Source organism: Fischerella muscicola PCC 7414 (assembly GCF_000317205.1).
GTDB classification, from domain to species: domain Bacteria; phylum Cyanobacteriota; class Cyanobacteriia; order Cyanobacteriales; family Nostocaceae; genus Fischerella; species Fischerella muscicola.
Genome location: NZ_AJLK01000078.1, coordinates 1 through 15,796, shown reverse-complemented (window position 1 = coordinate 15,796; position 15,796 = coordinate 1). Strand labels below are relative to the sequence as shown.

The 15,796-nt window shown below is 40.8% G+C and carries 13 protein-coding genes; 5 read left to right on the top strand and 8 right to left on the bottom strand.

From position 1 onward, the window contains the following. Positions 1-16: 16 nt before the first annotated feature. The gene (locus UYI_RS0111640) at positions 17-388 is read left to right on the top strand and encodes a nuclear transport factor 2 family protein (protein ID WP_016866840.1); all 372 of its coding nucleotides are present in this window, start codon (positions 17-19) and stop codon (positions 386-388) included. Positions 389-574: 186 nt separating this feature from the next. On the opposite strand, the gene moeB is transcribed toward UYI_RS0111640, so the two are convergent. The 3 genes from moeB to UYI_RS0111620 form a co-directional block, all read right to left on the bottom strand. Then, positions 575-1,747 carry a molybdopterin-synthase adenylyltransferase MoeB gene (gene moeB, locus UYI_RS0111630; RefSeq protein WP_016866838.1) on the bottom strand — a complete coding sequence of 391 codons (1,173 nt, stop codon included), beginning with the start codon at positions 1,745-1,747 and terminating at the stop codon, positions 575-577. A 78-nt stretch (positions 1,748-1,825) separates the two neighbouring features. Next, positions 1,826-2,284 (bottom strand): Mov34/MPN/PAD-1 family protein, encoded by a 459-nt coding sequence (locus UYI_RS0111625; RefSeq protein ID WP_026085899.1) that lies wholly within the window; start codon positions 2,282-2,284, stop codon positions 1,826-1,828. Between the two features lie 195 nt (positions 2,285-2,479). After that, a complete protein-coding gene (locus UYI_RS0111620) occupies positions 2,480-2,836 on the bottom strand; it encodes a four helix bundle protein (RefSeq protein ID WP_016866836.1) in 357 nt (118 codons plus the stop codon). A gap of 279 nt (positions 2,837-3,115) precedes the next feature. Here UYI_RS0111620 and mnmH point away from each other — a divergent pair, with 279 nt between their 5' ends. Continuing rightward, positions 3,116-4,162 (top strand): tRNA 2-selenouridine(34) synthase MnmH, encoded by a 1,047-nt coding sequence (gene mnmH / locus UYI_RS0111615; protein WP_016866835.1) that lies wholly within the window; start codon positions 3,116-3,118, stop codon positions 4,160-4,162. Positions 4,163-4,180: 18 nt separating this feature from the next. Here the strand turns inward: mnmH and UYI_RS38915 are convergent, their stop codons facing one another. The 3 genes from UYI_RS38915 to UYI_RS0111605 all read right to left on the bottom strand — a co-directional run bounded on the left by UYI_RS38915 (position 4,181) and on the right by UYI_RS0111605 (position 7,709). Further along, positions 4,181-4,465: a hypothetical protein gene (locus UYI_RS38915; RefSeq protein ID WP_235147939.1), complete on the bottom strand. Its 285-nt coding sequence runs from the start codon at positions 4,463-4,465 to the stop codon at positions 4,181-4,183. A gap of 18 nt (positions 4,466-4,483) precedes the next feature. After that, the gene (locus UYI_RS32435; RefSeq protein ID WP_016866833.1) at positions 4,484-5,581 is read right to left on the bottom strand and encodes an NYN domain-containing protein; all 1,098 of its coding nucleotides are present in this window, start codon (positions 5,579-5,581) and stop codon (positions 4,484-4,486) included. Between the two features lie 433 nt (positions 5,582-6,014). Further along, complete coding sequence (locus UYI_RS0111605; protein ID WP_016866832.1) at positions 6,015-7,709, bottom strand: pentapeptide repeat-containing protein; 1,695 nt, start codon at positions 7,707-7,709, stop codon at positions 6,015-6,017. 621 nt (positions 7,710-8,330) lie between these two features. On the opposite strand from UYI_RS0111605, the gene UYI_RS0111600 reads away from it, so the two are divergent. Continuing rightward, positions 8,331-11,264 (top strand): zinc-dependent metalloprotease, encoded by a 2,934-nt coding sequence (locus tag UYI_RS0111600; RefSeq protein ID WP_016866831.1) that lies wholly within the window; start codon positions 8,331-8,333, stop codon positions 11,262-11,264. On the opposite strand, the gene UYI_RS0111595 is transcribed toward UYI_RS0111600, so the two are convergent. After that, on the bottom strand, positions 11,238-11,681 hold the full coding sequence (locus tag UYI_RS0111595; protein WP_016866830.1) for a hypothetical protein: 444 nt from the start codon (positions 11,679-11,681) through the stop codon (positions 11,238-11,240). The two genes, UYI_RS0111600 and UYI_RS0111595, sit on opposite strands and share 27 nt — an antisense overlap. Before the next feature lie 123 nt (positions 11,682-11,804). Further along, a complete protein-coding gene (dnaG, locus tag UYI_RS0111590) occupies positions 11,805-13,736 on the bottom strand; it encodes a DNA primase (protein ID WP_016866829.1) in 1,932 nt (643 codons plus the stop codon). A 178-nt stretch (positions 13,737-13,914) separates the two neighbouring features. Here dnaG and tftA point away from each other — a divergent pair, with 178 nt between their 5' ends. Together tftA and UYI_RS32430 are read left to right on the top strand one after the other, a co-directional pair. Continuing rightward, complete coding sequence (tftA, locus tag UYI_RS0111585; protein WP_016866828.1) at positions 13,915-15,264, top strand: hormogonium tapered terminus morphoprotein TftA; 1,350 nt, start codon at positions 13,915-13,917, stop codon at positions 15,262-15,264. Positions 15,265-15,285: 21 nt separating this feature from the next. Further along, positions 15,286-15,696, top strand: coding sequence for a COP23 domain-containing protein (locus UYI_RS32430; protein ID WP_235147938.1), 411 nt, complete (start codon positions 15,286-15,288; stop codon positions 15,694-15,696). Positions 15,697-15,796 lie beyond the last annotated feature (100 nt).

Below are 15,796 nucleotides of genomic sequence, written 5' to 3'. Positions count from 1 at the left end.
AGACAGTAAAATTTTTATGCTGACTAAAGCAACTGCCCATCAGTTTGCCCACGAATGGATTGCAGCATGGAACTCCCATGATCTCAATCGGGTTCTGGAACACTACACTGATGATTTTGAGATGAGTACACCATTCATCACCAAAATCATGAATGAACCATCGGGAACACTCTATGGTAAAGAAGCAGTGAAAACCTATTGGCAACAAGCCCTGCAAAAAATACCAGACTTACATTTTGAATTGATCGAAGTGCTTTACAGCATCGATAGCCTCTGCATTTACTATAAGTCAGTCTTGGGATTAAGTGCAGTCGAATGGTTGTTATTTGATCGTCATGGTAAAGTCAGAAAAGCGATCGCACATTACAATAACTTTGAACTCCCTTAAATAATTAAATGCACACAGATCAAAAAGAACCTGGTGCATCTTACACTTTACAAAACTTTGCCTTCTGCCTTGACAGTAACCTCACCCCGGCTACGCCACCCCTCTTCTTAGCAAGGAGAGGGGGAGGGGGTGAGATTTTTCATGGCAAAGCTCGTGAAATTTTTTCATCAGGACTGCCCTCTGCCTTTAATATGTAGGCACAGATGGATCAACTTCCTTGCTCCAAGCCAGAATTCCACCCTTCACGTTTGTACCATCAATTCCCGCTTGCTTGAGAATTCCCAAAGCTTTTGCAGAACGCATACCCGACTTACAATGAACAATCAAGCGATGACCGTTCACCAGTTCCTGAACTTTGTTAACACCATCACCATTTTCAATATCAGGCAAAGGTATTAATACAGAACCAGGGATCTTGGCAATTTCATATTCATTTGGGTTGCGAACATCCAGCAGTACAAAATTGTCAGCATCGCTATCCAACAATTGCTTCAATTCCTGCACAGTCATTTCGGGAAGTTCCATTTGCTGTTTAGCCTCCTCTGCTTGCGCTTGTGGAATACCGCAGAATTGTTCGTAATCTATCAACTTTTCTATTACTGGACGTACCGGGTTAGGACGCAACTTCAATTCGCGGAATTTCATTTCTAAGGCATTGTACAACAATAAGCGTCCACTTAAAGTATTCCCCTGACGCATAATGATTTTGACAGTTTCTGTTGCCTGGATGAGACCAATAATTCCTGGTAAAATCCCCAAGACACCGCCTTCTGCACAGGAAGGAACCATCCCTGGTGGTGGGGGTTCTGGGTACAAATCACGATAATTTGGCCCACCCTCGTAGTTAAATACCGTTGCTTGCCCTTCAAAGCGGAAAATAGAACCGTAGACGTTGGGTTTATCCAACAACACGCAAGCATCATTGACCAGATAGCGTGTCGGGAAATTATCAGTTCCATCAACCACAACATCATAAGGTCTAATGATGTCAAGGGCGTTTTCGGAACTCAGACGAGTTTCGTAAAGATCAACCTGACAATAGGGGTTAATTTCGAGAATGCGATTCTTAGCTGATTCAATCTTGGGTTTACCCACCCAAGAAGTGCCGTGAATCACCTGACGCTGTAGGTTAGAAGTATCGACAACATCGAAATCAACAATACCGATACGTCCAATACCCGCCGCCGCCAGGTATAAAAGTAACGGTGAACCCAGTCCACCCGTACCAATACACAGTACGCTAGCAGCTTTGAGGCGCTTTTGTCCTTCTACACCTACTTCCGGCAAAATTAGGTGTCGGGAGTAGCGTTCGTAATCGTCTTTTGTTAGCTGGATTTCATCCAAATTCGGATTTAGCATAGCAGTTAGATGAGGAAGCGCGGACTTTATATCCTACCCAAAAACGATACCCTTTGTGTCTTTGTGTCTTGGTGGTTTTTAAAGTAACTTTTCAATTGTCTCTGGTTGGAACTGGTGGTGATCATCAAGACACCAGCTGTTAATCTCACCAGCTTTGCCATTTTCCACAGAAACTATTATGTAAGAGTATTCTTGCCAAGCACAGAGTCGATCAAATTCGGAAGGAATTGCTGGATAGTCAGGATGAGAGTGATAAATACCTATTATATCGATAGAGCGTGTCCGTGCTTCTTTTTGTGCTTGTAACATAACTTGGGGTGCGATCGCATACCTGCGCTGCTTCTCGTGGATGATTTCATCACCAGGGAAATCTGCCGCCGCTTCTGCACTCCAAGCATTTTGCGTGGGCATAATTTCGATTACAGTTTTGCCATCATCAGCTAGATGACCGAAAATAATACCGCAACACTCCTGTGGGTAAGTTGCTTCGGCGTGACTACAGATAATTTGCAAATGTTGGGGAGTGAGTTTAATCATTGCGTTATTGTTCATTGTTGGTTGTTGGTGAGACCAGCCCCCCAAAAAGGCGGTCTCCGTCACGTAGACGCGTAGACGCGAAGCGGCTTCCGCAGGTAGCGGCTTAAGGTAAGGGTAGGGGGACTGGCGAACCCGAAGGGTTGTTGGTTGTCAATGATTCCAAACAACAAACACCAAACAACCACTAACTACTAACTATCTATGGCTCAGCTTATCAATGAACAATTCCAATAGTTCTTTTGCTTCCACTGTCTTGCTAACCAGGCGATCGTAATCAGCAGAATCGAGCATATCCAATTCATAACACAGCAAAAGATAATACTCTACCTCAATTGCTGCATCCATTGCCATTTCCAGAAAATTAACTTGATCTTCTCTGTCTTCGCGATTGCATCCCTGGGCTATTTTCACGGGGATTGCGGAACAGGCTAAACGTATTTGTTGCGTTAACCCCAGTAATTCCTCTTCAGGGAAAGACTGCGTGGCTTCATAGACTGCAACTGTTAACTCATGGGCTTTTTCCCATTCTCTGAGTTCTCGAAAGTCTGTCATTTTGATTTTATACCCCTGAAAAATAGTAGGGTGGGTACTACCCACCTTACTACTATGCCACTCGATGGGTGTTTAGTGTTTATTATTTCTGATTTGTGAGAATTGCAAAGCCCAGATCCCCGACTTCGCAGGACTTGTCGGGGATCTTGTCTGTCACAAATGATTTAGGAATGCGCTATAGCTACGCTAAGGTGTTGATAGGAGCCTGATGCGATTTATTAAAATCAGGAAAATAAACCTTATTTCCCAACAATTATTTATTTCTAATATCGAAATCACATGCCACCTTTACCTACATACACTCAACAACCTTGGAAAGAAACCTACAGTGAAATTATTGACGTTCGCTCTCCTCAAGAATTTAGCGAAGATCACATTCCTGGCGCAATTAATTTACCTGTACTATATGATTCCGAACGCGTAGAAGTAGGAACAATATACAAACAAATTAACCCTTTTCAAGCCAGGAAAGTAGGTGCGGCTTTGGTAGCAAAAAATCTTTCTGAGCATATCACTCAACATTTTGCTAACAAAGAAAAGCAATATCATCCTTTGGTGTATTGTTGGCGGGGTGGACAGCGTTCTTTAAGTATGGCTTTGGTACTTAGTCAAATCGGTTGGCGGGTAACACTACTGGAAGGCGGCTACAAAACTTATCGCGCTTATGTACGTCAGCAAATAGAAGAATTGCCCAAAAATTTTACCTATAAAATACTATGTGGTTTCACTGGTAGTGGCAAAACCCACATTTTACAGAAAATGCGTGAACGTGGCGCTCAAGTATTAGATTTAGAAAATCTAGCTCAGCATCGTGGTTCTCTGTTAGGCGAAGAATGGCAAGAGAAACTTTCACCCCAGCCTTCACAAAAGTACTTTGAATCATTACTTTTACAACAACTACAAAGCTTTAATCCTAATCAACCCATTTGGATAGAGTCAGAAAGTATGAAAATAGGTAAAATTTATTTACCCAAGTCTTTATGGGAGAAAATGAAACAGGCTTGTTGTATAGAAATTCAACTACCAATCACTGCCAGAATTAAGTTTCTTTTACAAAAATATTCCCATTTTGTAGAATATCCTGATATTTTAAAATTAAAATTGGAAAAACTCAAATATCGTTATGGCTGGGAGAAATTACATCAATGGTATCAATTAATTGATGCTGAAAAGTGGGAAGTATTTATAAAAGATATTTTACATAGTCACTACGATCCAACTTATCGCAAATCTATTCAACGAAATTTTAGTAATATCAAACAAGTGAGATATCTATACGATTTATCTAATGAAAGTATAAATGCTTTATTAGATTTAAGTTTGTAGTAGTGCGTTAATGTTGACTTACCGAACAGCTACTTGCCATGTTTTTTCTTTCTGCTTGAGTACAAAAATTGTACTCGACTTTAAAAATTTAATAAAACCACCACTAATCTGTAAACTTTTAATTTGCTCAGTAATTGGTTTCCCGTATTGCTGATTAAATTTACTACCTAAAGTACCAATATCAATGTAACTTCCAGGAGCTTTAATAGTTAAATTAATTATAATTTGTTTGAGTGCCTCTTCTAAATCAGTTTTAGATTTAATCTGAGACATTAAACATGAGGGGATATTATTTTCCTGCACTGTCTCCATACTATCTAATTATTGGCTGTCACCAATTTCAAATAGTGCCACATATAACTCAGATTTTTCATCAATTTGATGAATGACAAATTCATTAGGATAGTTGATAAAAATATCTCTTGCTCTTTTCCCAGGGAAATGCTTATATACCACTTCGCTAATACTTATTTGATATTGATTTTTAAAACTTTGGGAAATTTTAGCTAGTTGAATCCAATAACTATTTGTGCGTTTTTGTTCGGCTTTGATGATTTTTTTAAGTTGTTTAATAAATTTGTCCAGTGACGGTATATTTGCTATAAAGTTAATAATTTTACCTGTATTACTATTCAATACAGTGAGAGTTTCTCCTTGTTTACTCACCCTATATACCGTCAACCCATTTTGCTGAAGATGATTGCAGAGATTTGTCATCACATGATCTGTTGAACAAACTAAGATTTCTTTCGCTTTTGGGTAACGCTCATAAATTGATGAACCAAAAGCGATCATCTTACCATCAGCATTGTCTCTTCCTGGTGGAACATGAATTAATTCATAACCACGTTCATGCAGTTCAACATCAAATTTTCCGAGACTACGCCAATTCGCAAAGGCAATTTTAACTTGTAGGGAGCAAGCACAAATCGTTGTTAAAAATTTTTCTACTTCAATATTTATTTGTAGATTTTCTGCATCTAACAGTAAAATAGCTATACCTACATTTTGCAAATTTTGAGTGTGATTAATAACTGAAATTTGCTTTGATAATTCTGGGTTTTGAGGAAGCAATGAGTTATCTGATTCTGTGTGATGAGAGTATAATTGACGAATTGTATCTAGTAAGTTTATTAATATAGATGAATTGAAAGACTCGGGAGTAAGGAGAACTTTCAAAAATCTTTGCAGTTCTGAAAATAAGGCATGGTGAGCGTAATTTGAATTGAGTAATTCTGTTAATTTTGCTGTAAATGCAGATTGATTGCGACTACTACGCCAGTCTATATTTCTATACTTTTCTAGCAATAACTCTGGTTGTTGTTCTTGAATGGTAGCGATCGCTTGGTAAACGTAGTTACTGATCTGATTAACCAGGGTAGTCTCATCAGCATTCTGCAAAATGTTGTCATTGGGCATACTTAAACACTGTAGGGAAGCATCCTAGCTCAAAATGGGTGTAAGAGTATAGGGGTGTAGGAAGAGTTGTATTTTCATGCTTGTTATGAGATTTTCTTGTGGTTATCTGTTGTGACAGACAGTAATTCTTCTATGTTATATCTAAATCATCAACTATCTGAAATCCGCAAAACTACTGAGGATAAATCATTTTTCATAGGCTACGCTATGCATGGATTATGCGAAAAGTTTCTACACGCGTAAGCGTCCTGGAGAGAGCCTCAAAGCTTTTCACATGGGAAAATCCTACGAAACAAGTATGAAAATTTTGATCTTCACCCTACACCCATTTTCAAGATAGATTGAGAATCTTTACCAAAAATAAATAATTTAGTTAAATAACGCATGACTAAATCTTAAAGTTTCCTTCTGCCTTCTGCCTCCTGCCTTCTGTTTACACCAATCCCAACTGCTGCTTTAAAGCTTCTGGCACATTTACCGCTTTATCTAAACCACGCACATCTTCCCACTCTAAATTTTCATTCCAAGTCACTTTTTCTAGGTTAGCGTCGCTAAGGTCTGCACCGCCTAAAATCGCATAACTCAGGTTTGTATAGCTGAGGTCTGCACCACTGAGAATTGCACCACTCAAGTTACTACCACTGAGGTTAGCGCTGCTGAGGTTGGCGTAACTAAGGTCAGTACCAAAGAGAATAGCATCGCTGATGTCTGCACCACTAAGATCAGCTTCATTGAGAACCACGCCACTGAGATCGGCTTCGTTGAGAATTACATCAGTCAGATCTACACCACCCAGGTCTGCACCCAAAAGAATTGCACTTCTGAGGTTAGCACCGTTGAGTTTAGCACCGTTTAGTTTGGCGTAGCTGAGATCGGCGGCGATGAGAATAGCATTTCTCAGGTTTGTGCTAAAGAGAATGGTGTCGCTGAGGTTACTACCTTTAAGATCAGCATGATTGAGGTCTGTACCGCTGAGGTCGGCGCGGCAAAGGTCGGCATAGCTGAGGTTAGCACCGTTGAGGTTCGCATCACTGAGATTAGCACCGAAGAGAATCGCGTGACTAAGATAGCTACTGCTGAGTTTTGCATCTCTGAGATTGGCACTAGTCAAGTTAGCGTGGCTAAGATCAGCACCGCTGAGATTAGCGCTGCTGAGGTCAGCGTGACTGAGGTCAGCACGGTAAAGATCCGCACCAGCCAGGTTAGCACCACTGAGGTTGGTACTGCTGAGATCAGCACACCTAAGATTAGCATCAGTCAAGTTAGCACCACTGAGGTTAGCATCGCCAAGGTTAGCATCGCCAAGATTAGCACCACTGAAGTTAACACCAGTCAGGTTTGCATCCCCAAGATAAGCACTAGTGAGGTTAGCACCGCTGAAGTTAACACCAGTCAGGTTTGCGTCCCCAAGATAAGCACCGCTAAAGTTATTGCCTTGAAGGAATTCCCCAACAACACTACAAAAATTACCTATTTCGATCGCATCGCTATAATTGATGACACGCAGGAGTTGGGATGTAAAAAAATTATCTTTGTGCCGTTGACCAGAGGGATAGAAAATTATTTGGGCTTTGAGGTCATCTCGCTGTTGGGCATAGCGATGCAACTCCAACAGTAAAATCAACACATTTAGTCCTGCATTGATGTCTACCTGTCGTAGTCCGATCGCAATATTTTGCGCTTGCAACTGCAACATCTTTTTTTGGGGTAAATTTTCACTAGGTGCTGCATCTACAAATACCCCCTCACACCAACGCCGATAAAAATCTTCTAAACGCTGAAATAACAGTACAGGTCGAAAATCATTACTAGCAACCAACCTCTGCATTACTGCTTGCACAACTTCAATTTTTAATGCAGTATTTCCTAATAAATCATAAATGTTCTCATCTAATTGGCGATCGCTGATTTTAATATTCAATGAATTGTTATTTTTTGTCCATTCTGCCAAACTTTGTTGCAATTGTTCAGGTGATAGCAATTCTCTTAAATTATTTTGAGGATTATTAATTTTTACTAAAGGGAAAACCCCTTTGAGTTCAAGACCCGTTAGATTTGATATCTCTTGTTCTTCTGTTCTTCTAACATAAGTTATCAAACGCTTCCACACTTTATATAATAGTGTCATATATGTATCCGTTAATACTATTACACCAGCTGATGATTTAGTTATATGTACAGGACTTTTCTCCAGCCAGACAGTTGTCGAATTTCCGAAAAAAATGTATTTAATAATACATAAGTTTATTTAAATTTGACATCAATTTGACAAATAATTGTCACAGATAGATTTACAGAATCTATACCCAGATAAAGTGTCCCAATCGAAAATAGTATGACTCAACTTCTCCTCCGATTTCCCCAAAAATGTCTGCTTAAAAAGTTTTTTGTTTTTCACTAACCTCCAACTATCTGATTGAGTTGTGACACTATCCTCGCAGTATCTTTAATTTGGTCAAATCTAAAAATAATAGGTACAGTTTGCTACAGACGCAGTTGTTAGCAAAAATACTACAGTAAAACATTGCAATAAAGCTAAAAAATGTCAATGATAGCTAACATAAAAGTTTATTGCCTGATATCAGGCGGTTGTAGGGATTGTGATCTGCCAATAGTCTAAGCTTGTGCGGGAGAAGAACTTTGACATACCTTGACACTCAGCCAATAGTAAGAACAACAGTGAAATCACAGCAGCTTTGCCTTGCAAGTATTAAAAATTAGATAATGAACGCAGCCAGGGACATTTCGGATGAAGAGACTAACTTTTTATGTTGTTGCTTTACATAGTTTGTTTTTAGGAATAGTAATCGCTAACGCCAAGACACTGGCTGTAGAAGTAGGGAATCAGAAGAGGGAAACAGCCTCCGTGTCTCCCAGTGTTTCCATCCCCATGTCTTCTCCTCTACCCTTATCCAAAGTTTGGGTAATCAACAATCAAAAATCCCAGCACCAGTCTTTTATTTGGGTACAAGATACTAAAAAAACTGGACAGCAGCCTTTTCTACTGATAGCGAAAGACTCCGAAAAGCCAGATAAGGATAAGCCAGAAAAGCCAGACGAAAAACCTGATTCTACTTCCAAACCATCAAAAAAAGATGATTTGGAAGACTTTAACGAAGTTATCAAAGATACTCAAAAGCAGCAAGGTTTATTTACTCTGTACCGCAACAAAGACGAAAATAAGATATATCTAGAGATCAAACCAGAACAACTAAATAAAAACTTTCTCGCCACAGCAACCTTAGAATCAGGGATTGGCGAAGCTGGCATCTACAGTGGTATGCCTTTGCAGGATTTCTTATTTTATTTCCAACAGGTAGATAAAAAATTAAATTTTGTTGTTCGCAACGTCAATTTTCGTACCCGTGAAGGAGATCCACAGGCGCGATCGCTGGCCCGATCCTTTAGTGATTCAGTTCTCTACTCCATAGAAATTAAAAGCATTCATCCCCAACGCAAATCTATTTTGATCGATCTCAGTGATTTGCTACTTACAGATCTAGCAGGATTAACCTCCAGCTTGGGATTACCGGGAAGCGCCGATGAGTCTTATTTTGGCAACGCCAAAGTTTTCCCGCAAAATGTCGAAATTGAGTCGGTGATGAATTTCTCTGGCAGTAGTAGCGACGACGAAGACGAAGAAGACAGCGACCAAACACTAGGCTTTATCAGCGTACCCGATAGCCGTGGCTTTACCTTGCGCGTCCACTACAGTCTTTCTCAACTCCCAAATAACAATTACCAACCCCGGCTAGCAGACGATCGCATCGGCTATTTTATCACCGCCTACCAAGACTTATCCAACGACGAGCGTAAAGAACCCTTTGTCCGCTATATCAACCGTTGGCATCTGGAAAAACAAGACCCCAACGCCCCCATTTCTCCTCCCAAAAAACCGATAGTATTTTGGATAGATAACGCCGTACCCCTAGAATACCGCTCTGCCATTACTGAAGGCGTCTTGATGTGGAACAAAGCCTTTGAGGCGGCTGGTTTTAAAGATGCCATCCAAGTCAAACAAATGCCAGATAACGCCAAATGGGAGCCTGCGGATATTCGTTACAACACAATTCGCTGGATCAACACCATCGATGGATATTTTGCCATGGGGCCTTCCCGCGTTAATCCTCTGACCGGAGAAATTTTGAACGCCAGCATTTTAGTAGATGCCAGTTTTATCCGCGCCCTCAAAAGTGAATATCGCCAAATTATCCAACCCAACGAAAACGAACGACAAACCAGGACTTCCCTCACAGCATTCATGCACAATCGCTTGCTTTGTGCCAACGGTTTAGAAGCGAACAAAAACCAAACCAAGCGCAAGCTATTTGCCAAACATTTATCAAAATTAGCTGGAGAGTATGATCTTTGTTACGGAATGGAAGCTGCTAACCAATTTGCCTTTGGTTCTCTAGCAATGAGACTCCTGCAACCAGCACCTCCTAGCAGTGAACAGGTGAAAAATTATATCCATCAATATTTAAGGTTAATTATTGCTCACGAAGTCGGACATACTCTGGGGTTACGCCACAACTTCCGCGGTAGCACTATGCTGACACCAGAACAACTAAACAATACAGATATTACCCGTAATAGGGGCCTGGTTTCCTCAGTAATGGACTATATTCCACCCAACATTGCACCCCAAGATCAAAAACAAGGAGATTATTTTCCTCAGATGGTGGGGCCTTATGATGACTGGGCAATTCAATACGGCTACACCCAATTTCCAGCCACAACTCCCGTAGCTGAGAAACCCTTTTTGAATAAAATTGCCGAAAAATCTGACCAGCCAGAATTGACTTATGCCACAGATGAAGATATGTATGACCTAGATCCCACTGCCGACGCTTGGGATAACAGCAATAATGTCTTGCTTTATTCTCGGTGGCAGTTAGAAAATGCCCGGATCATGTGGGATCGTCTGAACAAACGCCCTCCTATGGATGGCGATAGTTATAGCGATATGAGAGAACAGTTTGGTACAGTACTGGGAAATTATTTCCAAAACATTTACTACGCGACAAAATACATCGGTGGACAGTCTTTTTATCGAGTTCATCCTAGTGAGAAACAACAAAAACTACCGTTTAAAGCAGTGCCAGTAGAAAAACAACGGCAAGCATTAGCGCTTTTGCAAAAGTATATTTTCGCTGAAGATGCCTTTAACTTCTCACCAGATTTACTGAACAAATTAGCACCATCGCGTTGGCGACATTGGGGTAGTAGCCCCCGTATCGGTCGCCTAGACTATCCAATTCATGATTTGGTATTGTTCATGCAGAGTCTGGTATTGTGGGATTTGCTTTCAGGCGATCGCCTCTCCCGTCTCAAAGACATGGAATTCAAAAATAAAGCCGAAAATTCCCTGACATTGCCTGAATTATTTGATACACTCCAAAATGGCATTTGGACAGAAGTATTAAAACCCGAAGGCAAAACCATCACAATTTCTAGCCTGCGTCGAGGCATACAACGCCAATACGTGGAAACTCTCAGTGAAATGGTGTTGCGCAAACAATATGTCCCGGAAGATGCTCGGACTCTAGCTTGGTATAAACTTAAACAATTATCTGAGAAACTGGATAATGTCCGTGCTGAAGATGAATATACCAAAGCACATTTACTAGAGACACGCGATCGCATCAAGAAAGTCTTAGATGCACCTTTGCAGGGGAATTAGCTCTGAATGTATCGCAAACATTTTTTGAATCGGTATAAGAGTTACGTAAATATATTCATACAATGATGTTGAAGACATGCCTTCCACAAGTTTAATATTAGGTAGATACTCATAAGCTACTGTTATGCAGTCAAGGCGATCGCGAATAGCACTAACTTCCGGTTCATCTAAACCAACTATCAGCACACGTTCCTTCTGCATACAGTTTAAATTCCTTAGTTTATTTGCTGTTTGTAATACAATAAATTCTAATATTACAAATGTAGATTTTGCAGCAGCGAACTCCAAAACTTTACTGAGAATAACAACGATAGACAGAACCAATCTATCTAATACCAATTCAATTAATGATTGCAACACATCCTTGGATAAAGACGCGATGAATCGCGTCTCTACAAGATGGCCTATCTGTCGCATTCTTTTGGCAAATTAGTATAACTTAGAAATTCGGAAAAACTTTGCGAACCTCTGCGCCGACTCTGCGTCCCTCTGCGTTTAAAAAAGCACCTCTAGATGATTATTTCTAGCTTTCCTACAGCCTCACAACAAATCAGTCAAAGAAAACTGCCGTTGTTTATCTAACTCTTGCAACCGCAACTTCTCTGCATAAAAAGCTTGATAATAAGATTGCCATCTCTGGGGTTCTGTCTGTGGATCAGTTTGTTCCCATAACTCCAAGAAATGACGATAGCGTTTTTCTCTCAAAACCCTCTCCATACAAGCAGTAGTCGCCTGTACAACTTGGGGAGTACGTAAGATTTCTTTTTTACTTCTTTCGTTGAGTTGAAACAAATGGGAAACCAACGCCATTTCCTCAGGAAACTCCAAGCATCTGTCTTGTACCGTTGAAATTAAATCATCCTCTAAACTCTCAGATGCAAGTTCTAAAATTTGTCGCCACAAAAACCGATGATGAGAAAGACTAAACTGCAAATCTCGTTCTTCTAAAGCGTCATTTATGGCTTGACGGTGTTCCGGACAATGCAGATATATTCGCAGTAACAAAGCTTCTGCTTGTTCTAACAAACTCTTTTCTGAAGTAGCAGGAGTTTTTGTACTTGTCTGTTTATGTAATTCTGGAGTTGGTTTGTAGTGCGATCGCGTTATACCTCTAATATTATTTTGAGGTGAAACTTGAGTCAAAAGATTCTCAACTCGCAAGGGTACTAGCCTAGCGTCTCCTAAAGCTAAAATTTCCGCACAATAAGAAACGTAATAGTTTAGCGTATCAATATTACTAATGTTCTTCAGTAATTTTACTAATTGCTGCGAGACTTGTTGAAAATCTGTAGCCTGCTTCAAGTCTCGATCTTTAACAATTTGCTGAATCTGCCAATTCAGCCACAAAGGTGCTTTCGCTAACAGTTGTTGATAATCTGCGGATGTATGAGTATGCAAGTATTCATCGGCATCTTTGCCATCAGGCAAGTTGAGAATTTTAAGTTGCACTTCGCCCTTATACGCCAGTTCCGCAATTTCCCCAATCGCCCTTTCGGCAGCTATATTACCAGCTTTGTCAGCGTCAAAATTCAGTATTAGTTGTTTAGAGTCAGTGTAGCGTAATAGTATCCGTACTTGGTCTATACTGAGGGCAGTACCCAAAGAGGCAACAGCATTATTGATTCCAGCTGCGTGGAGGGCGATCGCATCAAAATATCCCTCCACCACCACAGCTTGATCCATTTGCGAAATACCAGCTTTGGCTTGATGAAGGGCAAATAAAGTTTTACCCTTATTAAATAGCTCAGTTTCCGGTGAATTCAGATACTTCGGTTGCTCATCCCCTAAACTTCTACCGCCAAAAGCAATCACCCTTCCCATGACATCGTGAATCGGAATCATCAAGCGATCGCGAAACACATCATAATAGCCACTGCTTTCTTTGCGGGGTTTAATTAACCCGGCTTTCTCCACCAACTGTACCGGATAGCGTTTATCTTCAACTAAATAACGGTAGAGAGTTTCCCAAGCCGCAGGAGCGTAACCCAAGTTAAACTGCACAATAGTCTCATCTTGCAATCGCCGCTTTTGTTGCAGATACTCAAGGGCAACTTGTCCTTGGGGTTGCTTGAGGGCATGTTGATAAAATTGGGCAGTAGAAGCGAGAATTTCGTAAAGTTGCGATCGTTCCGATAATTGCCGTTGTAACTCCTGTCTTTGTTCTGGTTCGAGAGTTTGCACAGGAACTTGGTAACGCCGTGCCAAATCCAGCACCACTTCCGCAAAAGAATGCTTGTGCAAGTCCATCAGAAACTTGATCGCATTCCCCCCCGCTTGGCAGCCAAAACAGTAGTACATTTGCTTGGTGGGGCTGACAGTAAAACTGGGAGTTTTTTCATCGTGGAAAGGACACAAACCCACAAAATCTTTACCACGCCTGCGTAAAACAACGTATTCCGAAATGACATCATAAATGTCAGCCCGTTGTTTAATTTCCTCTATAGTATCTGGATGTAGGCGGGGAGTGTACATATTTAGCCAGTAGGTTAGTGGATAGTAGTTAGTGGATAGTAGTTTAATGGCTATCAACCCACAACTAACTACTAACTACTAACTACTAACTCCTCATATCTATTATATTCTTGTTCCCAAGCCAATAATGATGTATTCAATTACTTACACTGAGATTTTATCAGAGGAAATACTGTAAATGGGACGTATTTTTCTTTCCGCAGCCCACGGAGGCAAAGAAACAGGTGGAATTGATCCAGGTTCAGTTGCAGCTGGGACGACAGAAGCCAGAGAAATGATTTTATTGCGCGATTTAATTGTGACAGAACTGAGGGCGCGAAGTTTTGAAGTTTTATCGGTTCCCGATGACTTGAGTGCCAAGCAAACAATCGAATGGATCAATTCTCGTGTGCGTCGCGGTGATGTCGCCCTAGAAATTCATACTGACGCTGCTAGCAGCCCTTCTGTGCGTGGGGCTAGCGTCTTTTACATTGCCAACAATGATGAACGCAAAAGCAATGCACAATTGGTATTAATGGGGTTGCTACGCCGTGTGACGCAACTACCTAACCGAGGGGTGAAACCAGATACAAATTCAGGCTTAGGTAGTTTAGCATTTTGCCGCCAAACAAAAGCGCCTGCTTTGTTAATGCAAGTTGGTTTTTTGAGTAATCCAGAAGATCGGACTTTGCTACAAAACCGCCGCCGTGATTTTGCCTTAGGAATAGCTGATGGACTTGCTGCTTGGAGTCGTACTGTTGACTCTGGTTCAGAAGGGGAGGAAGCAACATATCCAGCAATTAATATTAACATTAACGGACAAAAATATTCCGAGCAAGGGATATTAGTTGACGGTAATGCTTACATCCCCATTGACTTAGTAGATCGCTTACAAATTGATCTGTCCAAAGCACCCAATGTCCGCCGTATTACCTATCGGCGAATTGTTTATGTCAAAGCAATTGAACTGCGAGAATTTAATGTTTCTGTCAGTTGGGATAGTGCCAGTCGTACTGTATCTTTACGTTCCAATTTATTAATTTGCTCTGGACAAATTGACAAAATCATGTCTCATGGTAACGCTTCAGAAGTACAGTTACAGATATTTCTCAAAAATAATAATGAAAATGCTTTAGTGCGGTTTCCTGACATCGCCAAACTCTACCGCGAAGAAGCCGCGATCGAGGGAGTTAACTATGATATAGCTTTCTGCCAAATGTGTGTAGAAACTGGTTTTTTACGCTTTGGCGATGATATCAAACCAGAGCAAAATAACTTTGCAGGATTAGGGACAATTGGCGGAGGTAGCCAAGCAGCAACTTTTGAGAGTGCCAGAATTGGAGTCAGGGCGCATGTCCAACACTTGAAAGCTTACGCCAGCTTAGAACCTCTGGTACAGGATGTAGTAGATCCAAGATTTCGCTTCGTCACACGTGGTATCGCCCCCCTGGTAGGTCAATTATCAGGACGGTGGTCAGCAGATTTAAATTATGGTGACAAGATCATGGCAATGCTTAAACGCCTGTATGAATCAGCAGGATTGATGTAGAAGAATTATGAATTATGAATTATGAATTATGAAAATTTGAGTATGCATTATTTCCAGAATGGCAGAAGGATACCGATGATTCGTTGGGTTAGCAGTAACTACTTCTCTTGTGATTTGACTCCTTTTGTGCGTTGTCAGCATGTAGCATACAGATTTCAAAAGAATTACGACAATGGAAGTCTTAAAAATATTATTTCTGGGACACTCCAGAATTATCCTGTAGTTTGTGCTGCTGTGAGTAGAAATGATGATTGCACAAGCGACACTTTGTTGTTCACTCTCAAGCGTGGCACTAATGCTAGACAGGCTGTGGAAAGCTTATTAGACCGTCGTGCTTTAGCGGCTGGAAAAATACAACAGCAAAGTGGCGATGATACACAGATTTTAGTTGATTTTAATATTTATCTGAACAGCTTACCAGAGGAACCATAAGACTGAACCTCACCCTCGCTTTTTGCTAGGCAAAAATCTTTCCCTCTCCTTGGCTACCGCCGTGTACACACAAATGATCAAATCACTCCAAACCTCGAAA